General features: G+C 57.6%; 18 protein-coding genes. 10 read left to right on the top strand and 8 right to left on the bottom strand.

Annotation, left to right across the window (positions count from 1 at the left end; all coding sequences use genetic code 11):
• Window positions 1-33 precede the first annotated feature (33 nt).
• The 4 genes from BGIM_RS65905 (at window position 34) to BGIM_RS61390 (ending at window position 4,204) form a co-directional block, all read left to right on the top strand.
• Window positions 34-789: a hypothetical protein gene (locus tag BGIM_RS65905; RefSeq protein ID WP_193788994.1), complete on the top strand. Its 756-nt coding sequence runs from the start codon at window positions 34-36 to the stop codon at window positions 787-789.
• A 76-nt stretch (window positions 790-865) separates the two neighbouring features.
• On the top strand, window positions 866-3,259 hold the full coding sequence (locus BGIM_RS65900) for a hypothetical protein (protein ID WP_052639856.1): 2,394 nt from the start codon (window positions 866-868) through the stop codon (window positions 3,257-3,259).
• A gap of 165 nt (window positions 3,260-3,424) precedes the next feature.
• Window positions 3,425-3,949, top strand: a complete 525-nt coding sequence (locus BGIM_RS50850; RefSeq protein WP_020470914.1) for a hypothetical protein — start codon at window positions 3,425-3,427, stop codon at window positions 3,947-3,949.
• A gap of 57 nt (window positions 3,950-4,006) precedes the next feature.
• Window positions 4,007-4,204 carry a hypothetical protein gene (locus BGIM_RS61390; protein ID WP_020470913.1) on the top strand — a complete coding sequence of 66 codons (198 nt, stop codon included), beginning with the start codon at window positions 4,007-4,009 and terminating at the stop codon, window positions 4,202-4,204.
• 141 nt (window positions 4,205-4,345) lie between these two features.
• Here the strand turns inward: BGIM_RS61390 and BGIM_RS0116870 are convergent, their stop codons facing one another.
• The 4 genes from BGIM_RS0116870 to BGIM_RS0116850 all read right to left on the bottom strand — a co-directional run bounded on the left by BGIM_RS0116870 (window position 4,346) and on the right by BGIM_RS0116850 (window position 7,722).
• Window positions 4,346-4,570 (bottom strand): hypothetical protein, encoded by a 225-nt coding sequence (locus BGIM_RS0116870; RefSeq protein WP_020470912.1) that lies wholly within the window; start codon window positions 4,568-4,570, stop codon window positions 4,346-4,348.
• 672 nt (window positions 4,571-5,242) lie between these two features.
• Window positions 5,243-5,905 carry a metal-dependent transcriptional regulator gene (locus BGIM_RS50845; RefSeq protein ID WP_020470910.1) on the bottom strand — a complete coding sequence of 221 codons (663 nt, stop codon included), beginning with the start codon at window positions 5,903-5,905 and terminating at the stop codon, window positions 5,243-5,245.
• Window positions 5,906-5,957: 52 nt separating this feature from the next.
• Window positions 5,958-6,593 (bottom strand): hypothetical protein, encoded by a 636-nt coding sequence (locus BGIM_RS0116855; protein WP_020470909.1) that lies wholly within the window; start codon window positions 6,591-6,593, stop codon window positions 5,958-5,960.
• A 31-nt stretch (window positions 6,594-6,624) separates the two neighbouring features.
• A complete protein-coding gene (locus BGIM_RS0116850) occupies window positions 6,625-7,722 on the bottom strand; it encodes a DUF1559 domain-containing protein (RefSeq protein ID WP_238537668.1) in 1,098 nt (365 codons plus the stop codon).
• A 193-nt stretch (window positions 7,723-7,915) separates the two neighbouring features.
• On the opposite strand from BGIM_RS0116850, the gene pheT reads away from it, so the two are divergent.
• Complete coding sequence (gene pheT, locus BGIM_RS0116845; protein WP_020470907.1) at window positions 7,916-10,438, top strand: phenylalanine--tRNA ligase subunit beta; 2,523 nt, start codon at window positions 7,916-7,918, stop codon at window positions 10,436-10,438.
• A 34-nt stretch (window positions 10,439-10,472) separates the two neighbouring features.
• Here pheT and BGIM_RS0116840 read toward each other — a convergent pair whose 3' ends face one another.
• Window positions 10,473-11,438 carry a hypothetical protein gene (locus BGIM_RS0116840; RefSeq protein ID WP_157369159.1) on the bottom strand — a complete coding sequence of 322 codons (966 nt, stop codon included), beginning with the start codon at window positions 11,436-11,438 and terminating at the stop codon, window positions 10,473-10,475.
• A complete protein-coding gene (locus BGIM_RS60420; RefSeq protein WP_072022266.1) occupies window positions 11,435-12,136 on the bottom strand; it encodes an HNH endonuclease in 702 nt (233 codons plus the stop codon). The genes BGIM_RS0116840 and BGIM_RS60420 overlap by 4 nt, the downstream gene beginning before the upstream one ends.
• A gap of 176 nt (window positions 12,137-12,312) precedes the next feature.
• Here BGIM_RS60420 and BGIM_RS0116825 point away from each other — a divergent pair, with 176 nt between their 5' ends.
• The gene (locus BGIM_RS0116825; RefSeq protein ID WP_020470904.1) at window positions 12,313-13,101 is read left to right on the top strand and encodes a DUF817 domain-containing protein; all 789 of its coding nucleotides are present in this window, start codon (window positions 12,313-12,315) and stop codon (window positions 13,099-13,101) included.
• A 116-nt stretch (window positions 13,102-13,217) separates the two neighbouring features.
• Here the strand turns inward: BGIM_RS0116825 and BGIM_RS0116815 are convergent, their stop codons facing one another.
• Window positions 13,218-15,194 (bottom strand): hypothetical protein, encoded by a 1,977-nt coding sequence (locus tag BGIM_RS0116815; RefSeq protein WP_029630118.1) that lies wholly within the window; start codon window positions 15,192-15,194, stop codon window positions 13,218-13,220.
• 94 nt (window positions 15,195-15,288) lie between these two features.
• On the opposite strand from BGIM_RS0116815, the gene fabG reads away from it, so the two are divergent.
• From fabG to BGIM_RS0116795, 4 genes are all read left to right on the top strand, one after another.
• A complete protein-coding gene (fabG, locus tag BGIM_RS0116810; RefSeq protein ID WP_052639854.1) occupies window positions 15,289-16,065 on the top strand; it encodes a 3-oxoacyl-ACP reductase FabG in 777 nt (258 codons plus the stop codon).
• A complete protein-coding gene (locus BGIM_RS0116805; RefSeq protein WP_020470901.1) occupies window positions 16,062-17,606 on the top strand; it encodes an acyl CoA:acetate/3-ketoacid CoA transferase in 1,545 nt (514 codons plus the stop codon). The genes fabG and BGIM_RS0116805 overlap by 4 nt, the downstream gene beginning before the upstream one ends.
• A 125-nt stretch (window positions 17,607-17,731) precedes the next feature.
• Window positions 17,732-20,038, top strand: coding sequence for a PSD1 and planctomycete cytochrome C domain-containing protein (locus BGIM_RS0116800; RefSeq protein WP_020470900.1), 2,307 nt, complete (start codon window positions 17,732-17,734; stop codon window positions 20,036-20,038).
• A gap of 21 nt (window positions 20,039-20,059) precedes the next feature.
• On the top strand, window positions 20,060-21,418 hold the full coding sequence (locus tag BGIM_RS0116795) for a DUF1501 domain-containing protein (protein ID WP_029630115.1): 1,359 nt from the start codon (window positions 20,060-20,062) through the stop codon (window positions 21,416-21,418).
• Between the two features lie 93 nt (window positions 21,419-21,511).
• Here the strand turns inward: BGIM_RS0116795 and BGIM_RS0116790 are convergent, their stop codons facing one another.
• Complete coding sequence (locus BGIM_RS0116790; protein ID WP_020470898.1) at window positions 21,512-22,519, bottom strand: DUF1559 domain-containing protein; 1,008 nt, start codon at window positions 22,517-22,519, stop codon at window positions 21,512-21,514.
• Between the last annotated feature and the right edge of the window lie 15 nt (window positions 22,520-22,534).

The raw sequence follows: 22,534 nt of genomic DNA, 5'->3' as shown, positions 1-22,534 counted from the left end.
CCCGGAGGGCCTCCCGGTCCCGGAGGCCCTCCGATGGGCCCCGGAGGGTTTGGCGCCCCCGGCGGGAGCGGGGCCAACAGCGAAGCGGCGAAGGAATTGTCGCCCAACGGACTGGTTCGACGGCGTTATGTTCACCGGACGGATCAGGTCCGTTCCATGCCCATTGGCATCATGTTGATCTGCGATCAGACCTACAGCGCGGATGTGTTGACCGTGTTGGCCAACAGCAAACTGCGAATGCAAATTGTCCAAAGCCATTTGTCCCGGTTCCGCGGCACGATCAGTTACTTTGGCGAACCGGGTGGTTCGAGTTCCTCGACACCCGGCTTTCCAATGCCTCCGGGCGGCGTTGGTTTCCCCCCGATGGGGAGCGGCAACCCCGGCTTCCCGATGCCTCCGGCCAATCCGGGTCGCATGGAAGGCGGCAATCCCGGTTTCCCAAGCAGTTTGGGGGCTCCCCGCAGCAGTTCCGAGGACATGGTGGCCGGCAACCTGATCGAACTCAGCGTCTACGGCATCGCCTCGCTGTATGAAAAATTTGAACTCCCCGACGCGAAAAAAGACGAGGCGAAAAAAGACGAGGCGAAAAAAGACGACACGCCGATGCCGATGCCGATGACACCGGCTCCCATGAATAATGTGCCGGCTCCCATGAATAATGTGCCGGCTCCCATGAACAATGTGCCGGCTCCCATGAATAATGTGCCGGCTCCCATGAATCCCCCGGCGGTTCCGATGCCGGCGACTCCGGCTCCGACAGACAATCCCCCGGCGGTTCCCAAGATGTGACACTGCAATCGGGGAACGATGAGTTGTTCCCCGATCTTTTCCAATACACGAACATCAGCACAGGTTGGAGATAATCATGGCAAAATCGAGCGGAGTGCAAGATTTTCTGATCGAGAAAGGCGAAAAAGTCGGTTTGGGCATCGCCGGGGGCATCGGCGGCCTGCTGCTCATCTTGGGCGTGATGTCGATCTTCGGGCGGGAACAGAATCCCGAGGAGTTCGCCAAGCAAATCGACACGAAGGCATCAAGCCTCACCTCGCAGATCAACAGTCCGAACGGCGCGGCCATCGAGCCGGTCAGCCCGGAACTCATCAAGCCGGTGACAAACAACCAAGTCGCTCTGCAACCGTTGAGCCAGGTGCTGTTTGACCCGAACGCCCCGCCCGATGGCCGGCGGCTGGCCCCGGTCGTCCTTCGGATCGCGGAAGGCGACGCGAAAATTGCCGTGGTGAAAATCCCCGCCAGCGACATTTTCATTGATAAAGAGGGGGAAAAAACCAAGATCCGCGTCGGTGTGATCACCACCAAAGACACGAAACAGAAAGTCGATGGCGCCGGCAAGTTCCTCAACCAACTGAAGAGCAAGCTTGGGGCGGCTGGAAAAAACATCCGCCTTCCCCCCGCGAACCCCTATGGCATGCCCGGAATGCAAGGGCCGGGCGGCATGGGTGGCTTCCCCGGAGGTCCCGGCGGCATGGGGGGCTTCCCCGGAGGTCCCGGCGGACCGGGAATGTCCGAAGGAAATCGCGGCGGTGGTTTCCCCGGCGGCATGGGCGGTGGCTTCCCTGGCGGCATGGGCGGTGGCTTCCCTGGCGGTCCCGGCGGTCCGGGAATGATGGCCGGCGGTCCCGGCGGTCCGGGGATGCCTGGCGGTATGGGAATGCCCGGAGGAGCCATGTCGAGCACCCCGGCCGTTCGTCACAGTGTCGAATACATCGATGGAGAAACGGACGAAGAGCTGGAAACGAAGATGAAGGGCCGACGGATGGCCATCACCATCGCCCCGGAACGAATGGCCGTGTTACAGGCTTCCTTCCCCTATCGAGCCCAACTCGAACGCTATCGGCAGGCCCTGCAATACCAAACACTGGACCAACTCTACGCCCGGCCGGATGAAATGCCCGTGTTCAATGGCGTCGAGGTTCAACGCCGGATCTCCCGTCCAAACGGCACGCCGGTGGAAGACTGGACGCCGCTCCCCTTTGTGGAAAACAGCCAGCAATTGCGGGCCGTGAAACTGTTGGACAAGGAAGACCCCCAAGACATGGCTTGGGTCACGCTGCACGAAGACAATCAACTGGTGATGCCGCTCCCCACCGAGGTGACCGGCAAATACCCCGACATGAATCTGAAGACGATCAAGGATTCGATCAAAAAGCTCAAGGATGCCAACACCCGGCCGAACTTGCCGGCCCCGCCGTCGAGATTCTCGGGCAACGCGGTCAATCCCTTCAGCCGATCCTCGGTCGGGGGAACGACCGGAGCCAGCTTTTACAATCCCGGCGCCGGCCCCGGTGGCGGCGAGCCCGGCAGCGGCAGCGGTTTCATGCTGCCGACGAAAGGCCCCGGCAAGGGACCGATGATGGACATGGGACCGGGAGGAAACCCGAACGGAACGGCCTCCGGCAAGATCGAACCGCCGGACTACATCTACATCCGGGTGTTCGACACGGAAGTCAAGGACGGCTTGGTCTACAACTACCGCATGCGGGCCAAATTGGTGAATCCGAATTTCGGCAAGCGCGATCTCGTTTCCAAGTCATCCGACGCGGACAACAAGGAACTTCCGCTTGGCGAGGAACACTGGTTTGAGTTTCCCGAATCGGTCACCATTCCGAACGCCATCTACCAGTATGTGATCGATTCTCCCGCCCCGGCGGCCGGTCAACCCACCCCGCCCGGCAAGGGGCAGGCGATCATTCAAATTCACCGTTTCGAGCAACGGATGGAAATCAGCAGGGATGATTTTGAACCCGTTGGCGATTGGGTGATCGGCGAACTTGTCGCCACGAAAGGCTTGTATGTTCAGGGCGAGGCTTGGGCCAAACTTCCCCTCTGGTCGTCGATCACGAACGACTTTGAACTCCGAACATTGCCGGGCGAGAAGACGACGGTGATCAAGGGGCCGCCGAGAAAGGTGATCGAAGCCCGCAAGGGGGTGCTGTTCAGGCCGATCCCGGACAGAAAGGTCATCGCCGTTGACATCGTCGGCGGTCAACAACTCAAGGAGAAGATCCCCAATAACCCGACCGAGAAGACGACCCGGAGCAATCCGGTCACCGATGAATCGGGCATTGAAGTGTTGTTGATGTATCCGGATGGTTCACTGGAATTGAAGTCCAGCGCCATCGACAAGGCCGACCCTGCCCGCAGGACGCGCGATGCCAACTTTAAGAAATGGTACGAAGACACGAGAAACAAAGAAAACGCCAATCCCGGCGGTCCGGCAATGAAAACTCCGGACGTTTGATCGAATCAGAAGCAAACAAGAAGAATGAGAGAAAGACCAAGGATCGCCGTTTAACGCGGTGGTCCTTGGTCTTTCTCTCATTCTGGTCCGGCCTGTGTTTGTGAACCTGCCTGCCTCATCGGATGTTCCCTCCCCCAATCATTATTCGGGGAACGGAACGTTGTGATGATTGAGCGAACTTGTCTGATCGGTTTTGACGAATCCGAATCGAGAGAACTCGCGTCGTTGCTGCCGGGCGAATGTGTCGCCTTTGAAATGCTTCCCCGGCTGCTCTTAAAAGATGGCGTCCTCCGGGTCCAATCCCGGACATCTTGGGATTACGTCCCGGTTTCCCGCGTGGTGTTTCACGGCATTTTCGAGAATGACACGGATTTCCTGGCTGCGTTATGCCTCTGGGGCGGCCCCTGTTACCCCAATCCCGTGGGCATGGTTGATTGTCGGCTCCGGCTCCCCGCACTTGCCAAAGCGGTGCGGCTTTCCCGTTTTGGCGGGCCATCGCGCAGCTTCGTTTCGGCGGGCGTCCGCGTTGTCGCGGATCAACCGCTGGTGGCCAAATGGGGGAACTGGCATTGCGGCCACGACAAGGAGCGTATTACCGGGGAATGGACCAGCGAATTCGCCGGATTGCTCGAACCGTATTTCGAGGGAGAAGCGGTTCGCGTGACGATCATCAGGAACCAAGCCTGGTAAATCCGGCTGGCGGGAGAAGATTGGAAGAAATCCGTCCACGCCGACGGAGCGGCCTTCATGCCCCTCGACGAGCAATTGGAAGCCGACACCCGGCATATCCAACGCGGCATGGGCTTGGATCTGATCGCCAATGATTACATGGTGACGCCGACAGGCAAACATCTTTTGGAAGTGAACCACATCCCGAGCGTGACCTGTTTCCCGGAACTGTGGGCCGCTTACCGGGACACCGTGGTCGGATGGTCAACTCAATGAGGCAAAGGACTGGGAAAGCAGGGATGAGGGATGAGGGATGAAAAGAAAACCAAGAAGCCTCATCGGGGTGAGATTGATTTGGTTTTCCTTTCATCCCTCATCCCTCATCCCTGCTTTCCGAATCCCTCATCCTTTTCTTGTTTAGGCGGCCCCGCCGCTGAAGTTCATCAATCCCTTCGGCTTGTTCAAGTCGCGGGCTTCGTGGGAGGAAACACCGGCCAAGTCTTCAAGGATTTCTTTCTTCACTCGTTTGGTGACATGCAAGACATAGGCGATGTCTCGCAGCATGGCCTTCACTTTTTCCTCGCTGGCTTCCTGCTCGATCATGGTGAACTCCTTGGCATTGCTGAGGTTCGTGCGGTACATGGCTTTTATTCCCTTGCTTGTTTTTTCAGTTGTCTCGTTTCACGGGAAACATGGAATGCACGGCTCGTGCCGCCTGCGATTTTCGCATGCCATTTCCGGATCGCCATGTCAGCAAGTGATTATCAGCGGAGAATTTGCGGATCGAAAAATTTGCGGACGGACGTTTTTGAATGATCCCGCCTGAATTACAACCTCAAATCGCATTTACAAACTTGAGGGAATGTCTACAAACCGTGGGGTTTTCCAAAAATTTTTGGCCAAACAACGGAATGCGCGGGTTGGGAGGGCACGGCAATAAAAAACCCCGGTTTTGGAAACCGGGGTGGGAGAGGCGGGCGAAAAGTCATCGCCTACGCCCTTGTGGCGGCCACCCACAGAAGATAAGCGACCCGTTGTCGCATCTCGCGGGAATGCCCGTCGCGCCGTTGTTGAATTCTGGCCCAGACCGCAAACAAACCAGTAATGCTGATCGCCGCCAATGGGCAGCAGACCGCCTGAAAGGGCGCCATATAGCACCAGCCTCCGAATATGGGAACACAGGGAAAAATCGAACCGGCGGGGATGTCAGCGGGATTGAGGGGTCAGGCTCCGTCGACACAATTATCTAGAGCATCACGGGGGAGCGGTCAAATCGGGAATGTGCTTTTTGTCGCGGCAAATCGCGCCGGGATTTCAGGCTTCCGGCTCGCCCCTCAATCCGGCCAGCCCCTCACTGCCGAGCCGGACGATGCGCTGATCGACGCGGATTTCAAAAATATCGTCCAGCTCCTCGTAGCTCATGATCTCCACGCGGGCGCCGGGTTTCAGCCCCAGGGAACTCCAACGCCGCAACCGGGCGGGGTTGTCGTCGGCCGCCTCCCGGATGGTCACGAAACCGCTGCGGCACTCGCTCAGCCGGGTCAGGTTGCGTTGACGGATCTCCCCGTTGGCCGTGGGAATGGGGTGGCCGTGCGGGTCTTCATGCGGTTCGCCGAGATGATTGGCGATCGCCTCCTCCAGACGCGGAGAGATGGCATGTTCGAGGGCCTCGGCCTCCGCGTCCACCTCGCTCCAGTCCAGCCCCAGCACCTTGGTGAGAAACAGTTCCAATAGCCGATGGCGCCGGATCACCCGCCTTGCCTCGGCCACCCCGCTTGGCGTGAGTTTGGCGCCGGCCCCGGATTCGTAGTCGATGAAGCCGTCCTTGGCGAGACGCTTGAGCATCCCGGTGACGGACGGCGCGCGGACCTCCAGCATCCCGGCGATTTCATTGGGGGAGACCAACGCCCCGTCCCCGCCGAGACCGTGGATGGCCTTGAGATAATCCTGCACGGCGGAACTGGGTTCACGGGTCATGGGGTCGTTCTATGGAGAGATTCAAACTTTTTGACAACACGACAGCAACGGCTCAGTTCTCCAACACCGGATGGACCGCCCACGAGAGCCAGAGCAAGAGCCCGAAAAAAGTCCGAAGGCCCGACTGAAGCGACATCCACCAGAGTGCGCTCTGCAACAAGCCCTTGCCATCTTCCATCGCTTTTTTCACCCCCGTGTCCACCATCACGCGAGGATTCAGATACCCCAACGTCAGCGTGGAGATCAGCGGCGCCTTCCAAGATTTTAGCCAGTGTTCGGCCTCGTCGAGATAACGGCCGGTTTCCTCCGGGTTGATGGTTCCCACGCACAGAACGAAGTAACCATCCACCCCCAGCATGGCGACACCGGCGGCGCCCACGGGGATGAGCATCCACCACTCGGCCCAAAAATCCGCCAGGGTGATGGCCGCTTGCGGCCAAATCAACCGGGAACAAACCGATTGGGTCAGCAGCAACGTGATCGCCACCCCGGCCGGGCGGAGCGTTGTCCAGGTCATGAACACGATCCAGTGTTTTTTGATTTGCTGAAGCACGCGCGGCCAGCGGCCGGGGGCCGCGAACACGATTTGGGCGATGTCCTGATATTGCTGAAAACGCCGCACGGTGCTGACGAGGAACATCGCCGCGAGGTAGAAGGTGTACAAGTGGATCAGGTTCAAACGGTCCAAGGCTTCGCATCCAGGCGGGAGAGAAGAAAAGTCAGTCGGCCGGGGTCGTCTCGCCACCGTTGCGGGTGCTGAACGCGAGCAGCGAAGCCGGGGCGATGGAAGATTTCACAAAACGAACACTGCCATCACCCAGTGCGAAGTTCACGCCGTTGGTGTGTTTGCTGCCCCACGAACTCAGGCGTTTCCAGTAATTCGCCGAGATCGTGTTCCAGTCGATTGGCGGCGGGGGAGTCGGCGGCGGCGGGGCCTCGTATTTGTTCGGGAAGAAATAATTGATCCCCCCCTCCGCGCTGAGCGTGACGGTGGCGATGGCCGACGCCCCGGCCGGGGCCGACCAACCGCCGAAGGAAGTGAATGACTGCAACGGCGGGTCTGGCGGGGTGATGAACGGGGCTGACATATAAGTGTCGATATTGGCGTCGCTCAACACTCGTTCGCCGAAGAGATAGGTGTTGCTCAGGCCGTCGGTCACATCGGCCATCCGCACGGCCGAGTTGAGATGGAACATCCCGTCCTTGCTCGCGTTTTGCGGCGGGAATGACTTGGCGCCGCCGTTGCCGGAATAGGTTGTCACCCCGAGCCACATCGAACCGACATTGATCGGATTATCGGCCACGGCGGCCGAAGGGCAGACATACATGTTCACTTTCGCGGAAGCCGGAGTGCCTACCGCACCGAAGTTCGCTGATGGCGTGGTGAAATTCCATTGTTTGTACAAGGCATCTTGTTCGATGAAGGGCAGCAGTTCCACAAACAGCGACGTGGTTCGCCCGTCGCTGCCCGGCGCGGCCACGCCGGTCGGGAAAGCCTGATAAGTGTCTTGGTAATTGTGGGCCGCCAGCCCGAGTTGCTTGAGGTTGCTGGTGCATTTCATCCGGTTGGCGGCCTCCCGGATCTTTTGCACGGCCGGGAGCAGCAACCCAATCAGAATGGCGATGATGGCGATGACAACAAGGAGTTCGATGAGGGTGAAGGCGGGGCGCAGGAACCTATTTGGCCAGAGCGATGTGGCATCAGTCCGTGGCGGGCCACCTAACCCCCCGTCCCCCTTCCCTAAGAAGGAAGGGGGAGCAAGAGCGTGGGTATCGCAGCCAAGAACATCAGTATGGGCTGGTTTAATATCGGTCAAAAATTCGCGGGCAACATGTGCTTGGTGATGCGACTGCCGCCCTCTTGCTCCCCCTTCCTTCTTAGGGAAGGGGGACGGGGGGTTAGGTGGCTTTCTCATCGTTAAGTGGCGTTTCGCGTGAACCCGTGGCATCGCCCGCCGCCTCCCGTAAGATACTTGCTCTCTATTAGATTATCGTGTCAGGACCGACCGAATGAAAGTCCCCTTGAAATGGCTGGCCGACCACGTTGACCTCAGTGGCGTGGAACTACCGGAACTTGTGGAACGACTGACCATCGCCGGGTTGGAAGTCTCCGGCGTCCGGCTCTTTGGCCTCCCCGCCCCCGCCGGGCTGAAGGCCAAGCAAACGGAAACTGGCCCGGTGTGGGAGCAGGACAAGATTGTCACCGCCCGCATCTTGGGCATCGACAAGCACCCGAACGCGGACAAGTTGAAACTGGTGAAGCTCGAATACGGGGCGGCCGAGCCGAAAACGGTCGTCACCGGGGCGCCGAACATCACCGTGGGCGAAAGCGGCCAAAAGGTGGTGTTGGGGCTGCGCGGGTCGGTCTATTTCATGGAAGAGGAAGACAAGGCGACCAAGCAAACTCGCAAGGTCTTCAAAACACTTGAACCGAAAGAACTTCGCGGCATCCCGAACGACGCGATGTGCATGTCCAACTTCGAGTTGGGCATCAACGACGAACATGAAGGCATCATCCTTCTCGAAGAAGATGCCCCCATTGGCAAACCGCTTGCCGATTTCATGGGGGATGCCGTCGTCGAGATCGACGTGCTGCCGAACATGGCCCGTTGTCTGTCGATGATCGGCGTCGCCCGTGAAGTGGCCGCCATCTTCGGCAAACAGACCTGCATTCCGAAACTTGAACCAAAGACGGTGGCCGAGAAGATCGACGGGCAGGCCAAGGTCGTCATCACCGACCCGGCGAAATGCGCCCGTTATTCGGCAACGATCATCAAGAATGTGACCATCGGTTCCTCGCCCGGCTGGATGCAACGTCGGCTGGCCTACGCGGGCATGCGCCCGATCAGCAATGCGGTCGATGTGACCAACTATGTGATGTTGGAATGGGGCCAACCGTTACACGCCTTCGATTACGATGTGCTGGTGAAGCGGGCGGGCGGCGTTCCCACGATCACCGTGCGCCCGGCGACGGCCGGGGAAGTTTTCAAGACCCTTGATGGTGTGGAACGCACGCTCACGATCGATGATCTGGTGATCGCCGACAGTGTTGGCGTGATCGCCCTCGCCGGGGTAATGGGGGGCCTCGACACGGAAGTGACAGCCGCCACCAAGAACATCCTTTTAGAATCGGCCAGTTTCGACTTCGTGAGCGTCCGCAAGACGGCCCACAAGTTCACGCTGTTCAGCGAGGCCAGCACCCGCTTCAGCCGGGGTGTGCATCCGGAATTGGTGTTGCCCGCCGCAAAACATGCGGCGCAACTGTTGGCCGAAACCGCCGGGGGCCAGATTCTCACCGGTCTCGTGGATGTCTACCCGGCCCCGATTCCAACGCAGACGATCCTTCTGAAGAAGACTGAGATTCGGCGGTTGCTTGGCATCGAATTCCCGGCCGCCGATGTGGAAAAGGTCTTGCAAGCCTTGCAATTCACCGTGACTCCGTCGGCCGACGGTTGGGCCGTCACCGTGCCGCCGACCCGGCTGGACATTCAGGCCGGGGCCGCAGACTTGATCGAAGAACTTGCCCGCATTTACGGCTACGACCGCCTGCCGGGGACGTTGCTTTCCGGGGAACTGCCGCCGCAACGGAACAACCGCGAACTCGCGTTGGAGCAATTCACGCGGGACACGCTGGCGAACGCCGGATTGCAAGAGTGTATCTGTTACTCGCTGACCTCCAAAGAACGTGAAACCACCCTCGGCCTCGCCGGGGAGGGTGTGGAACTGCTGAACCCGATCAGCCCCGAACGGGCCGTGATGCGGCGAACCCTGCTCGCCAACCTGCTGGAAGTGGCCGCCCACAACCTGAAGCAGACGGACACGATCAAACTGTTTGAACTCGGGGCGGTGTTCCTGCCGAAACCGGGCGACCGCCTGCCGACGGAGCCGCGACGCCTCGCCTTGATTCTGAGCGGTCGCCGCAAACCGGAATCATGGGACGACACATTGGGCCAAAAGCCCGCGATGATGGACTTCTTTGACCTCAAGGGCGTCGTCGAACATCTGGCCAAGGAATTGCACGTTCCCGGCGTGACCTTCAAGGCCACCAAGGAAACAGTCTGGCTGCACCCCGGCCGGTCGGCCCAATTGGTCGTCGGTGAAAAAGTCTTGGGCGTGTTCGGCGAACTTCACCCAAAGACCGCCTCCGCGTTCGGCCTCGGCGAGCGAACCATTCTCGCCGGGGAACTCGACTTGGAGGCAATTCTGGCCAGCATCCCCGAACGCTTCGCCTACGCCCCCGTGCCGCAATCCCCGGCTGCCCTGCGGGACATCGCCGTGGTGGTGGACGAAGCCGTCACCCATGAGGCCGTGTCCAAGGAAATCAAAGCCGCCGGCGGCGATTTGCTGACAAACATCCGCTTGTTCGATGTGTACAAGGGAGATTCCATCGCGGCCGGCAAAAAGAGCCTTGCGTATGCCCTCACGTATCAATCGGACAAAACGCTGACGGACAAGGAAATCGACAAAGCGCATAAGAAGATCGAAGACCGACTGAAGCATGTGTTGAAGGGGGCGATTCGGGGGAAGGAATAGGCTTCTTCTCGACAAAGAATATTCACCCAAAGAGTCAATCGTCTAAATTCTTATCGACAACAAGCAGAGTGGCTACCGTGCTAGGTTCCCTGCCGATAACCGGCAGGTAATCTGATCCGGGTATTTTCTCAAGATCAGCATGCGGAGTGAACATCGTAGGAATGACAGTTGCTTCCTTCCATCGCTTGCTCACACACTTAATTACGTCAATAAATACCGATGTGCCTGATCGGGGCGAGCGGGTAGCTTTAAGCCAATGTGTGGCAAGTAAGACATATCGAGGCACGGATTCTTTGCCTGCCATTTCAAGAATGTGTTCCTTCATGGTCCGTTCGATAGCCTTGCCGACAGCCTTGTCTCGCATGAGCTGACCATCATTGCAAACCAAAATCAGGATATTGCCAATTTCAGTGCTAATCAATCGGGATTGCGCCAACTCTGAAGGAACTTTGCCTGTCTTAACACAAATTTTCCAACCAACCAAAGAGTCTTGTTCAGAGTTTGTAGCAAATATTTTGAGCACAGTATTATCCAACGTGGCATTCGGACTGCCGGACAAATGGATGACTGTCTGTAATGGAAGAGTTTTGCCTTCGCAACTATCCAAACCTATAAGTAGATCGCGGTCTAAACACCCCAATTCGTCCAGCGTTCGCAAAACTTGGTCTCGGTTTGTGCCCGATTCCGCAAGATAATACTGTAAATCTTCGATTTTCTCGCTCAAACGTGACTCAAGATCCACCGTGAAAAATCCGGCCGGGCCGACGATCAATTTGGCTCTGGGGGCATCTCGCCGGATTCGGTCTACCACTTTCCACAGTACGCCAGGCTGCCATTTAATATTTGACAATGAAGACGCAGCATCATCATTTTGGATGTTTGCATCTATTATAACGCGAACAACTTCTGCTGAATGAAGTGAGCGTTCATCTCCACCGAGCCACCTACAGGAAATATTTTCAACATCATAACGATTGTTGACATGTTGTTCGGAAATCATTCTTGCTCCGGTTCTGTGATAAAAAATTGAGAAGTAGTGGTTGCTGCCTCACGAATCAGTTGTCTGACTGCATCAAGACTTCGAGTCTGCCCCCCTAAATGAACCACTGCGTGACAATTCGGACAGACAGGCACCAAGTCGGCAATCGGATCGACCACATAATCTGATTTGATTCCTGACAACGGCCGCAAGTGATGAACATGAATAAAGTTGCTCGCAAGAGGGCCATAAGAATCTTTGAAAGTCATGCCACAAATGACGCAGGCTCGTCCGTGATGGGCAAGGCACTGTTCTCGAGCTTCTCGATTACGTTCGTAAGCATTGACCAATATTTGCTGGACTGAGCCTTCTCGCAGTTCCGATCCAAAAGGGATTTCCTCGGCAAGCAGGTGGTCTGCGGGTTCTTCAGTGTCAGAACGCACCCGCACAATAAATCCGAGTGACTCCAGCTTTCGTTGGACTGTTGCATGACCTCCGCTAAAATCCTGCGGACGAAGAGGAGGACGATCCGGATATTGGTATTTGCGGGCTACGCCAATAATTGCCTTTGAGTCGTATTGCCTTCCTTCAAACTCAAGCACATACATTCTTGACTCGCCAAACCCATATCCTTTCAAAAAGGCACTTTGTCCAATCCGATCATATTCTTTGATTGCATCCAATACGGCATTTCGGGATGTGATTTCAGCAAGTGACATTTTCAAATCCGCTTATTGTTAAAATTTAACTGGAAAATTATATCAAAAATCTATTATATTGAACAAGATTTAGCCATACTTTGGCTGCATCATTTCATGATTCATTCATTATCGTGACTTGCAAGTCCCACAGTCTCACTAAAAATCTTCAAGTATCATTATAATATTTGGCATCTATGTTTCGCAAATTCATCCGCGAGTTCGTGATCTTCGGCATCAAACAGGCCAATGCCTGTCTCTTCGCCGGGATGTTATTGGCCGTGATCCTCGGGAGTCATTGGTGGTACCCGATCACGGCGATCTCGCGGTATGACTTTCTGTTTCTCTTTGCCTTGGCCGTGCAGGTGATTTTGCTGGCCGCCCGGTTGGAATCGTTGCGGGAAGCGGGCGTCATCATTGTCTTTCACCTGCTGGCGACCGGGATGGAGTTGTTCAAAACATCCGATGCCATCGGGGCGTGGCATTACCCCGAGACGTTCCGGCTCGGCTTTCATCATGTGCCGTTCTTCGCCGGGTTTATGTATAGCGCCGTGGGGAGTTACATTGCCCGTGTGTGGCGAATCTTTGATTTCAAGTTTTCGCATTATCCGCCTCGCTGGCCGACGGTGATCGTCGCCGGGCTGATCTATGTGAACTTCTTCACCCATCACTATGTTTGGGACATTCGCTGGCTGTTGTTTGTGGCCGTGTTCGTCATGTACGGCCGTTCGTGGATTTACTTCAAGGTGGATAAAAAATATCGCCGGATGCCGTTGTTAATGGGCTGGTTTCTGGTGGCGGTGTTTATTTGGTTTGCCGAGAACTTGGGGACATTCGGCAACGTCTGGTTATATCCGAATCAAAAAGCCGGCTGGCAAATGGTCCCGCTCACCAAACTCGCGGCCTGGCTGCTGTTGTTGATTCTCAGCTTCGTGCTGGTCTCGCTGGTTCACCGACCGGCGAAAATGAGCGAAGACGAAGGCTAACCACAAAGACACAAAGATCACACAAAGCTTCACAAAGAAATCGAAAGAGATTTCTCATTTTTCTCTGTGAAACTTTGTGTGATCTTTGTGTCTTTGTGGTTAGCCTTCGTTTTCATTCATCGAACAGGCTTCAACTGAATCCGGGCAACGCCGTACACCAGAAACTCCGGCATCGTAAACTTTACCCGGCCATCGGCAATCCGGGTTTCGAGGACCAGCGGATCGGGCTTCTCCGGGGAGAAGGCTTCCACCGAAGTCACTTGAAACCCGGGCGGAATGACGATGTTCGCCGCCACACCTTTCACCGCAATCGGCTTTTCATCGACAATCCCGCCGCCCGAACTCGGAACACCGTCCTTGCTCTTGGGCGGTTCTTCGCGGTTGTAATTAACAAAATGGATCACCAGATCATCCCCCTTCGCCGGTCGGCTGGCGGAGACGCGCACTGAATATGGGGCTTCAAATGTGCTTAGTTTGGCCCGTTCGGCCGGGATCAGTTCCGGCGAATCATTTTTGATGACCTGCTGATAACCGGCCGTTCGCTCTTTGGTGGCCAAGTCATCTGGCAAGATGTCAAACAAGATATGCGAGTCGAGCAAGGTCCGGCCGGTGTCGCGGAATTTGGTAATCGGCGCCACATCTCCTTGATGAACGGCCTTGCGCGGGAACAACAACACTGCCTCCGAATGCGGACGATTGCCTCGATAAAGATCGTCGTATTGTTTCATGAACTGGTAATAACGCACAATCTCCTTTCGGGCCGCCGGGTCTTTGAACCGGGTGTAAAACCCCATCGGCGCCCCGCCGTTAGCGGCCAGTTCGGCGATGCTCGCCCGTGTCCGCGTGCTTTCGTATTTGCCAAGGGTATAGGGCTTGTCGTCGAAGGCACCGCGAATGTAGCGGGCTTGCAGCGTTCCTTCGCCGAGAAACCGTTTGGAGAGATCGGTGTAATGGGCCGCGTCGCCCGTGCTGTACCACAAATAGGTTTCATCCTTCCCCCAAAGATCGGCGGGAAGCATGCAACGTTCATCGCCTGAGATTTGCGAAAAGTCCCCGAGGTGGTTCCATTGGCCGACGATCAAATCCGGCTTGAGGGATCGGCCGTATTTCACAAACACTTCGTCGAAGACTTGCTTGTTCGAGATTTGCGACCAGCGGAGCGTTTCGAGTTTCAACGGCGAACTCTTCTTCGGGTCGTGCCAGTAGCCGAGTTCTGAAAAGACGTGTTTGTCCGCGTTCTCGAATCCAAACTTCTCTTGGAGTTCCTTGGCGGTGAAGTTTTCCTTGAGATGTTTGCGAAAGCCTGATTGACAATGTTCGCAGAAGCAATTGTGGCGGTAGAAATAGTTGGCAATGTAACCATCGACACCGCGATCCAACCCACGCTTCAGCCATGCTTTCAGAACCGTTTGCCAGTGAGGATTGCGGAGGCAGGCCCAGTATTCCTTCATGCCGCCAATGCCATAGCCTGATTGGGAAATCGGGGTGCCGTCCGCGTTTTTCTCCAGCAAATCAAGCGGGTTATCGACCGGGCGTTTGCCGAGTTCTTTTTCATCCCACAAGTCGCGGTAAAACTTGAAAAAGCCGGTCGGCCCCTTCGGCCCATCGGGATCACCCACCAAAAACTCAACATTGAAGTGGCCGACAACTTTGGCGCCTCGCTTGTGTAGCTCGACGTTTTTTTCCTGAAACCAATCCCCGCATTTGGCCAACCCTTGTACCGGAAAATGGGCCGGATAGCCTTTGCCCGATTCCGTGTGGGCGAGGCTATAGAAATGCCCGCCATAGAAGCCAAACTGGGCCACATCGGGCTGGGCATCCTCGATGAATTTCAAATAATCCGGGTCGTCATACTCGGCCCAATGCGCCACCAACCGGGTGAACTCAAACCGGGCCGGGGCAGGCTTGGGAACTGACGACGAAGGCGGCTCGGCATGCACCTGACTCGCGAAGACGGTGGAGCCGACCACCAACAGAGCCAGCAATTTGTGGATCATCTGATTTCTCTCCGGGCGGGAAACGGACGCGATCAGGATGGAGGCGGGATGGCAGACAGCGAACCGGGCGGCGTCATCATGGCACGTTAGGCGCATTCATTCGATCTTCAAGCGGGCCGGGTCGGGAAAGTATCGTCGCTCCCCACTTGCGAAGCAACCATCAAAGAGGTAAACCGTGCGATAACCACGAATGGCGTTTGGAGGAATATTCCCCGTGATTGGCATCGATTTGACAGGTAGAACAGCGATCGTGACCGGCTCTTCCCAAGGCTTGGGACTGGCCACGGCCAAGTTGCTGTACGAAGCGGGCGCCAACGTCGTCATCAATGATTTCGATGAGGGGCGGGGAGTTAATGCCAAGAAGGCGGCCGAGGCGGCCGAGTCGATGGGCGGGCAAGGATTGGCCCATTTGGCCGATGTCCGGGATCTCGCCGCGATGGACAGGCTGGCCGACCAAGTGATCGAGCGGTTTGGATCGTTTGACATTCTGGTCAACAACGCCGGGATTTTGCGGGACAAGACGGCGAAGAAGATGCTGCCGGAGGATTGGCAGTCGGTCATCGACACCAACCTGACGGGCGTGTTTCACGGGTGCAAAGTCGCCACGGGGAAGATGGCCAACGGCGGCCGCATTGTCAACTTGGCCTCGATCAGCGCCATCATTGGCTTCTTCGGCCAAGCCAACTACGCGGCGGCCAAAGCAGGGGTGATCGGGTTGACAAAGGTCATGAGCAAGGAACTGGCGTCACGCCAGATCACGGTGAACGCGGTGGCCCCCGGCGTGGTGTTGACGGAGATGGGGAAATCCATCCCCGAGGAATCCCGAAAAGTGATGCTCAGTCAGATTCCGTTGAACCGATTTGGGAATCCCGAGGAAATCGCCCAAGTGATTTTATTCTTGTGCAGCCCGCTGGCTTCCTATATGACCGGGCAAACTCTCCATGTGAACGGCGGTTGGTGGGGATGACTCGTTTGGCCAAAGACAAACTCTGCACGGCCGACGAAGCCGTGCGGTTGATCGGCGACGGCGTCACGGTCGCCTGTGGCGGCTTCGTCGGCGCGGCTCATCCCGAGGCATTGACAGCCGCCTTGGAACGACGCTTTCTGGAAACCGGTCATCCCAAAGGATTGACACTGGTGTACGGCGCCGGTCAGGGGGACGGTCAAAGCCGGGGTCTGAATCATCTGGCCCACGCGGGCCTCTTGCGCCGGGTGATCGGCGGGCATTGGGGCTTATGCCCCCGCTTGGGAAGGCTGGCCGTCGAACGAAAGATCGAAGGCCACAACTTTCCCCAAGGAGTGGTTTGTCAGCTTTTCCGCGACATCGCCGCCGGCCGGCCCGGTTGCATCACGCATGTGGGTTTGGGCACGTTCATCGACCCGATCCACGATGCTGGCCGGCTTGATCCGGGTAATAGCGAGGCGTTGGTCGAACGCATCGAACTCGGCGGTCGAACATGGTTGTGGTACAAATCCTTCCCAATCCACGTCGGCCTGATCCGGGCGACGGCCGCCGATGTCAACGGTGGCTTGGTGATGGACGATGAGGCGGTCATCGGCGAAGTGCTGCCGGCGGCCCAGGCGGCGCGAAATTGCGGCGGCGTGGTCATCGCCCAAGTTCAACGGGTGTTGGATCATCCGGCCCCACCGAAATCGGTTCGGGTTCCCGGCATTTTGGTGGATCGAATCGTGGTGGCCGAGGATCATGAACATCACCAGACCTTCGGCGAAGTATTCAACCCCCGATACTGTGAGGCGAAACCGTCTGCGGATGCCGCGCATTGTTTGCCGCCGTTGCCAATGGATGAACGGCGAATCATCGCCAGCCGGGCTTGCGACGAACTGGTCGAAGGGGCGATAGCCAACTTGGGAATCGGCATGCCCGAGGGAATCGCCCGCGTCGCCGCCGAACGAGGATTGTTGAACCGGCTGACACTGACCGTCGAAAGCGGGCCAATCGGCGGGATGCCCGCCGGGGGATTGAGTTTTGGGGCGTCGGTCCATCCCGAGGCGGTGATCGACCAACCGGCGCAGTTTGATTTTTACGATGGCGGCGGCCTCGACTTTGCCGCGTTGGGGGCGGCCCAGATCGACCGGGCGGGGAACGTCAACGTCTCGCAATTCGCCAAGCGGTTCGTGGGGGTTGGCGGCTTTGTGAACATTGCCCAAAATGCCCGACGGCTGGTGTTTTGCGGAACGATGACCACCGGCGGGTTAAAGGTCGCCATTGAGAACGGGCGGTTGCGGATATTGACCGAAGGGACACTTCGCAAATTTGTCGAATCGGTTGAGCAGATTTGTTTCAGCGCCCAATCAACTTATCGCAAAGCCTCGCGGGTGCTGTATGTGACCGAACGGGCGGTGTTTGAACTTAGCCCCGAGGGAATCGAATTGATCGAGGTGGCGCCGGGGATTGACGTGGAATCTCAAGTGGTGGCGGTGATGGGGTTTCGCCCTTTGATCCGTCAGGTGCGGTTGATGAACGAGCGATGTTTCCGAATGGATTGATCGCCGGAACGTCTGAAGAGGTGATTACCTTCCACTGACGCGCCGAACGGCGGCCGGGCAAGAAATGTCCTTGCATCATGCACAGGTGTCCGGTAGGGTGGGGTAATCCTGCCTGAGAAATTGCGATGAAAAACCTGCCTGGCCTGTTCTTGGGGCTGTTCGTTGTTTCGCAATCTTTCGGTCAATCTCTCCCATCGACCGAGGATCTTGCTTTCTTCGAGCAAAAAATACGCCCATTGCTCATCGAGCAATGCTACTCCTGCCATTCGGCAACCGCGAAGAAAATCAAAGGCGGCCTCCTGCTCGATTCACGCGAAGCCATCCTCAAAGGGGGCGACACCGGCCCAAGCGCCGTGGTCGGCGATCCGGGCAAGAGCTTGTTGATCCAGGCCGTGCATTACAAAGACACGGACATGCAAATGCCCCCCAAGGGCAAACTCGGCGAACGGGAAGTGGCCAATCTGGAACAGTGGGTTCGCCGTGGCTTGGCGTTCCCCGCGTCGGCCAGCACCGCGAAACCGGCCCGGAAGATTGACATCGAAGCCGGGCGAAAATTCTGGTCGTTTCAACCGCTCCGTTCCCCAGAAGTTCCCAAAATTCAAGCAGGCGCATGGCCCAAGCAACGGATCGATTCTTTTATCCTTGCGGAACTGGAAAAACGCTCAATCAAGCCGGGCGAACCTGCCCCGAAGCGAGTGTTACTCCGTCGGGCCAAATTTGATTTGCTCGGCCTTCCTCCCACGCCCGAGGAAGTCGAGGCTTTTGAGAAAGACTCCAGCCCGATCGCTTTTGCGAAGGTGATTGACCAATGGCTGGCCTCTCCGCAATACGGCGAACGCTGGGGGCGGCACTGGCTGGATCTGACCCGTTATTGCGACATCGCCGAGGCATGGGTGGAAACCAAAGGCCAGCCGCATTATTACCGGGATTGGGTGGTCCGAGCGGTCAACGAAGATGTGCCCTTCCCGCGATTTGCGAAGTTGCAACTGGCCGCCGATCAAATGCCGGATGCGAAAACAGATGATCTGGCCGCGTTGGGTTTCATCGGCCTCAGCCCCACCTATTGGAAGGAACTTCAGCTTCCAGTGGAGATCATCAAGACCATTGTGTCTGATGAATATGAAGAGCGGATTCACACGCTTTCCAGTACGTTTCTCGGGTTGAACATCGCTTGCGCCCGCTGCCACGATCACAAGTTCGACCCGATCACGGCCGAAGATTATTACGCCCTTGCAGGCGTGTTCGCCAGTTCCAAACAGGCTGACCAAGCGTTGGTTCCGGGAGTGAACGGGGACGCCATCGTGCAGATCCGCGAACAGGTTGTGAAGTTGGAGGCCGAGGTTAAGAAACTCGGGGCGAAGAAAGAGAAGATCGAGACGGCCAAAATCGAGGATCTTCAAAAGCAAATTGCCAAGTTGAAGGCTACCCCCGGATACGAGGCCCCGCTGATTCCCGGATTGCGGGATGCCAGCCTGCAAGTGGTAAACGCCGTGGGTACGCACGGCAGCCGGGTGATCTATCAGGAGAAGCCACAAGACATCGCGTTGGAGATCCGGGGCAACCCGAATAAACCGGGGCCGATGGTCTCCCGCCGGTTCGTGTCGGTTCTTTCTCGTGGCGAACCGGCGAAGTTCACCAAGGGGAGCGGCCGGCTCGAACTGGCTAATTCTCTTGTCACCGATTCTTCGCCGCTGGTGGCGAGGGTTTTCGTCAATCGTGTTTGGAAGGAACACTTCGGCATCGGCATCGTGGAGACGCCGAGCGATTTCGGCAAGCAAGGCGAGCCTCCTTCCCACCCGGATTTGCTGGAAGATTTGGCGTCCCGGTTCATTGCCAACGGTTGGTCGATCAAGTGGCTGCACCGCGAAATCATGCTCTCGGCCACTTATCAGCAAGCCAGCGGCCCGGCTCCGAATGGTGACGCCGGGTATCGATATTACTCGAAATTCCCCCGGCGAAGACTGGACGTGGAAGCGTGGCGGGATGCCCTGCTCTATGTCACCGGAAGTCTCGACTTGAAGATGGGCGGTCCACCGACTGAATTGAATCTGGCCACCAACCATCGCCGCACGATTTACGGAGTCGTCCGGCGTCGAGAGCTGACCGACATTCTTCGCCTGCACGATTTTCCCGACCCGATCACGCATAGCCCGAACCGCATTCCGACCATCACGCCGCTCCAGCAGTTGTTCACCTTGAACAGCCCGTTGATGGCCGAGCAATCGATGGCGTTGGTGAAACGATTGCAGGCAGATGCGGGAACCGACCCGGCGAAGCGGATTGAACGGGCTTACAAACTCCTGTTCGGACGTTCACCGACAGGGGATCAATTGAAGTTGGGGCAGGCCTTTGTGCAGCCAAACAACGAATCGGCTTGGCAGCAATATGCACAAGTCCTGTTGGGAAGCAACGAGTTTCAGTTTGTTGATTGATTCTTCCAGTGGACAACGCTCATGCAACCGCTTTTTAGCCGTCGGCAAATGGTCCAGTCAATGGGGGGCGGGTTGGGGTTGCTCGCCCTGGCGGACATCCTGAAAGCCTCCCCGGCGGTCCCGCGTGCGCCGCATTTCGCCCCGAAGGCGAAGCGAATCATCCACTTGTTCATGAACGGCGGCCCCTTCCACGGCGATTTGTTCGATCCCAAACCGTTGTTGAACAAACACGCCGGGACGAAGCCCCCTGGAGCGGATTTGCGGACGGAACGCCCCACCGGGAATTTGATGGCCGTGCCGTTCAAGTTCTCCAAGCACGGCCAAAGCGGCGTCGAAGTGAGCGAACTGCTACCACAGACAGCCGCTTGCGTGGACGATATCTGCGTGTTGCGATCATTGCACACCGACAACCCCAACCACGGCCCCGCGTTGTTCATGATGAACAACGGCACCTTGACGCCGAATCGCCCCACGCTGGGGGCGTGGCTCTCCTATGGTTTGGGAACGGAGAACGCGAACCTGCCGAGTTTCGTCGTCTGTTGTCCGGGTCGGCCGGTGCGGTTTGCCGAGTTGTGGTCGAGCGGGTTTCTGCCGGGCGAGCATCAGGGGATGTATGTCAACCACACCAATCTCGACCCCAAGCAGATGATTCCGTTTTTGAACAACGCCAAGGTCAAGCCGGATGAACAGCGACGCCAACTGGAACTGATGCGGCAGTTGAACGACCAACATCAGGCCGAACGGGGCGGCGACCCAAATCTGGAAGCCCGCATTCGTTCGATGGAAACGGCCTACCGGATGCAAATCGAAGCATCCGACGCGTTCGACATCAACCACGAACCCGTGAAGGTCCGCGACCGCTACGGCAAAGGACACTTCGCCAACGGCTGCCTGCTCGCCCGCCGATTGGCCGAGCGCGGCGTCCGGTTCACCCAAATTTATTACGGCAACGGCCAGCCGTGGGACACCCACTCCAATCACACAGCCGCCACGCGGACGTTGTGCAAGGACATTGACCAACCAATCGCCGCCTTGCTAACGGATTTGAAACAACGGGGTCTGTTGGACGAGACACTGGTTCTCTGGGGCGGCGAGTTTGGCCGCACGCCGACGACCGAGAACGCCGACGGCCGGGATCATAACCCCTGGGGCTTCACCATGTGGATGGCCGGGGGCGGCGTGAAAGGCGGCATGACCTACGGCGAAACCGATGAATTCGGCTTCCGATCCGTGACGGACAAGGTTCACATCCATGACCTGCACGCCACGATTTTGCACCTCATGGGCTTCGATCACGAGAAGCTGACTTACCGCCACGGTGGCCGAGACTATCGGCTGACCGATGTCTCCGGCGAGGTCGTGAAGAAGATCATCCGGTGAGCCGGGTTAGGCCAGTTCGCAGTCATTGCAAAAAGTGTCTGAAGAATCACGGGCGGGGATTCGGATATCCGAATCCCCGCCCGACACCAATCATTACTCGGAGATCGTTTCACCGCCGCTTGAGGTGCCCATCGCACGCCAGTTGGCGGGGGTGATCGAGTTCCGAATGAATCGGACAGACCCGTCCGCCATTCCCACGTTTACCCCGCCCGTGTGCTTGCTGAACGCCGATGCGAAAGCAATCGCTTCGTTGCCGGAGCCATCGCACGGCGGCTTGTATGCCGTGTCAGCGTGTGCTTGCGGACAAACAGCCGTGTCACCGTCGGAGTTGCCCCGCAACACATCCGCCACGGTTGTGTTCGGAGTGTTGAGGGTGGAGAACAACGCCGCGCCCATGTTGCCCAAGGTGATGTCGCCAGGGTTGCCGCCCCAACCGGAAACCGTCGTCGAAAGTCGTTCAGACAGGAGGATGGTGTTGCTCGTGCCGTCGGTGATCTGGGCAAGCGTGATCTTCCGCTGATTGGCGATCCCTTGTCCTTGGTTGAAAGCAAACACACCTTGGCCGAACGGCGTCTGGCCATTGAGTTGCTGGCCATACATACCGCCGGGACCCACGCAGGCCGCATAATTCCCACGGGCTCGCGCCCATCCGCCGCCGGACTCGCCGACCGGAGCATAGCTATCGCTCGGGCACATCCACGTGGTGACCACGGCTTCTAAAGTTGCCTGGGCCGGGCTGGGGGCTTGGGTCTGATTAAGGGAGGCCGTGTTGTCAGGCAGGCCGACGAAACCATCGCCCTTGGCTTTTTGCTCATGGAACGGCAGGATGTACAGCGACCACGTGTAGGCGTTGTACTGGTCGGCCTTGCGTCCCAACGGCAGGTAGCCGATGGCGTCACCATAGCCGTGACAGGCCAGACTCAGTTGCTTCAAGTTGTTGGTGCACTTCATGCGATTCGCAGCTTCGCGAATCTTTTGGACGGCCGGAAGAAGGAGGCCGATGAGAATGGCGATGATCGCAATCACCACCAGCAATTCGATGAGGGTGAACCCCCCGGTGGCCCCGGTTTTACGCCGGGCGAGCCATTTGGCGTCAGACATGGTCAGAACCTCCGC

Source organism: Zavarzinella formosa DSM 19928 (assembly GCF_000255705.1).
Taxonomy (GTDB): domain Bacteria; phylum Planctomycetota; class Planctomycetia; order Gemmatales; family Gemmataceae; genus Zavarzinella; species Zavarzinella formosa.
The sequence above is the reverse complement of the archived record's forward strand: the minus strand, read 5'-3'. Positions and strand labels throughout refer to the sequence as shown.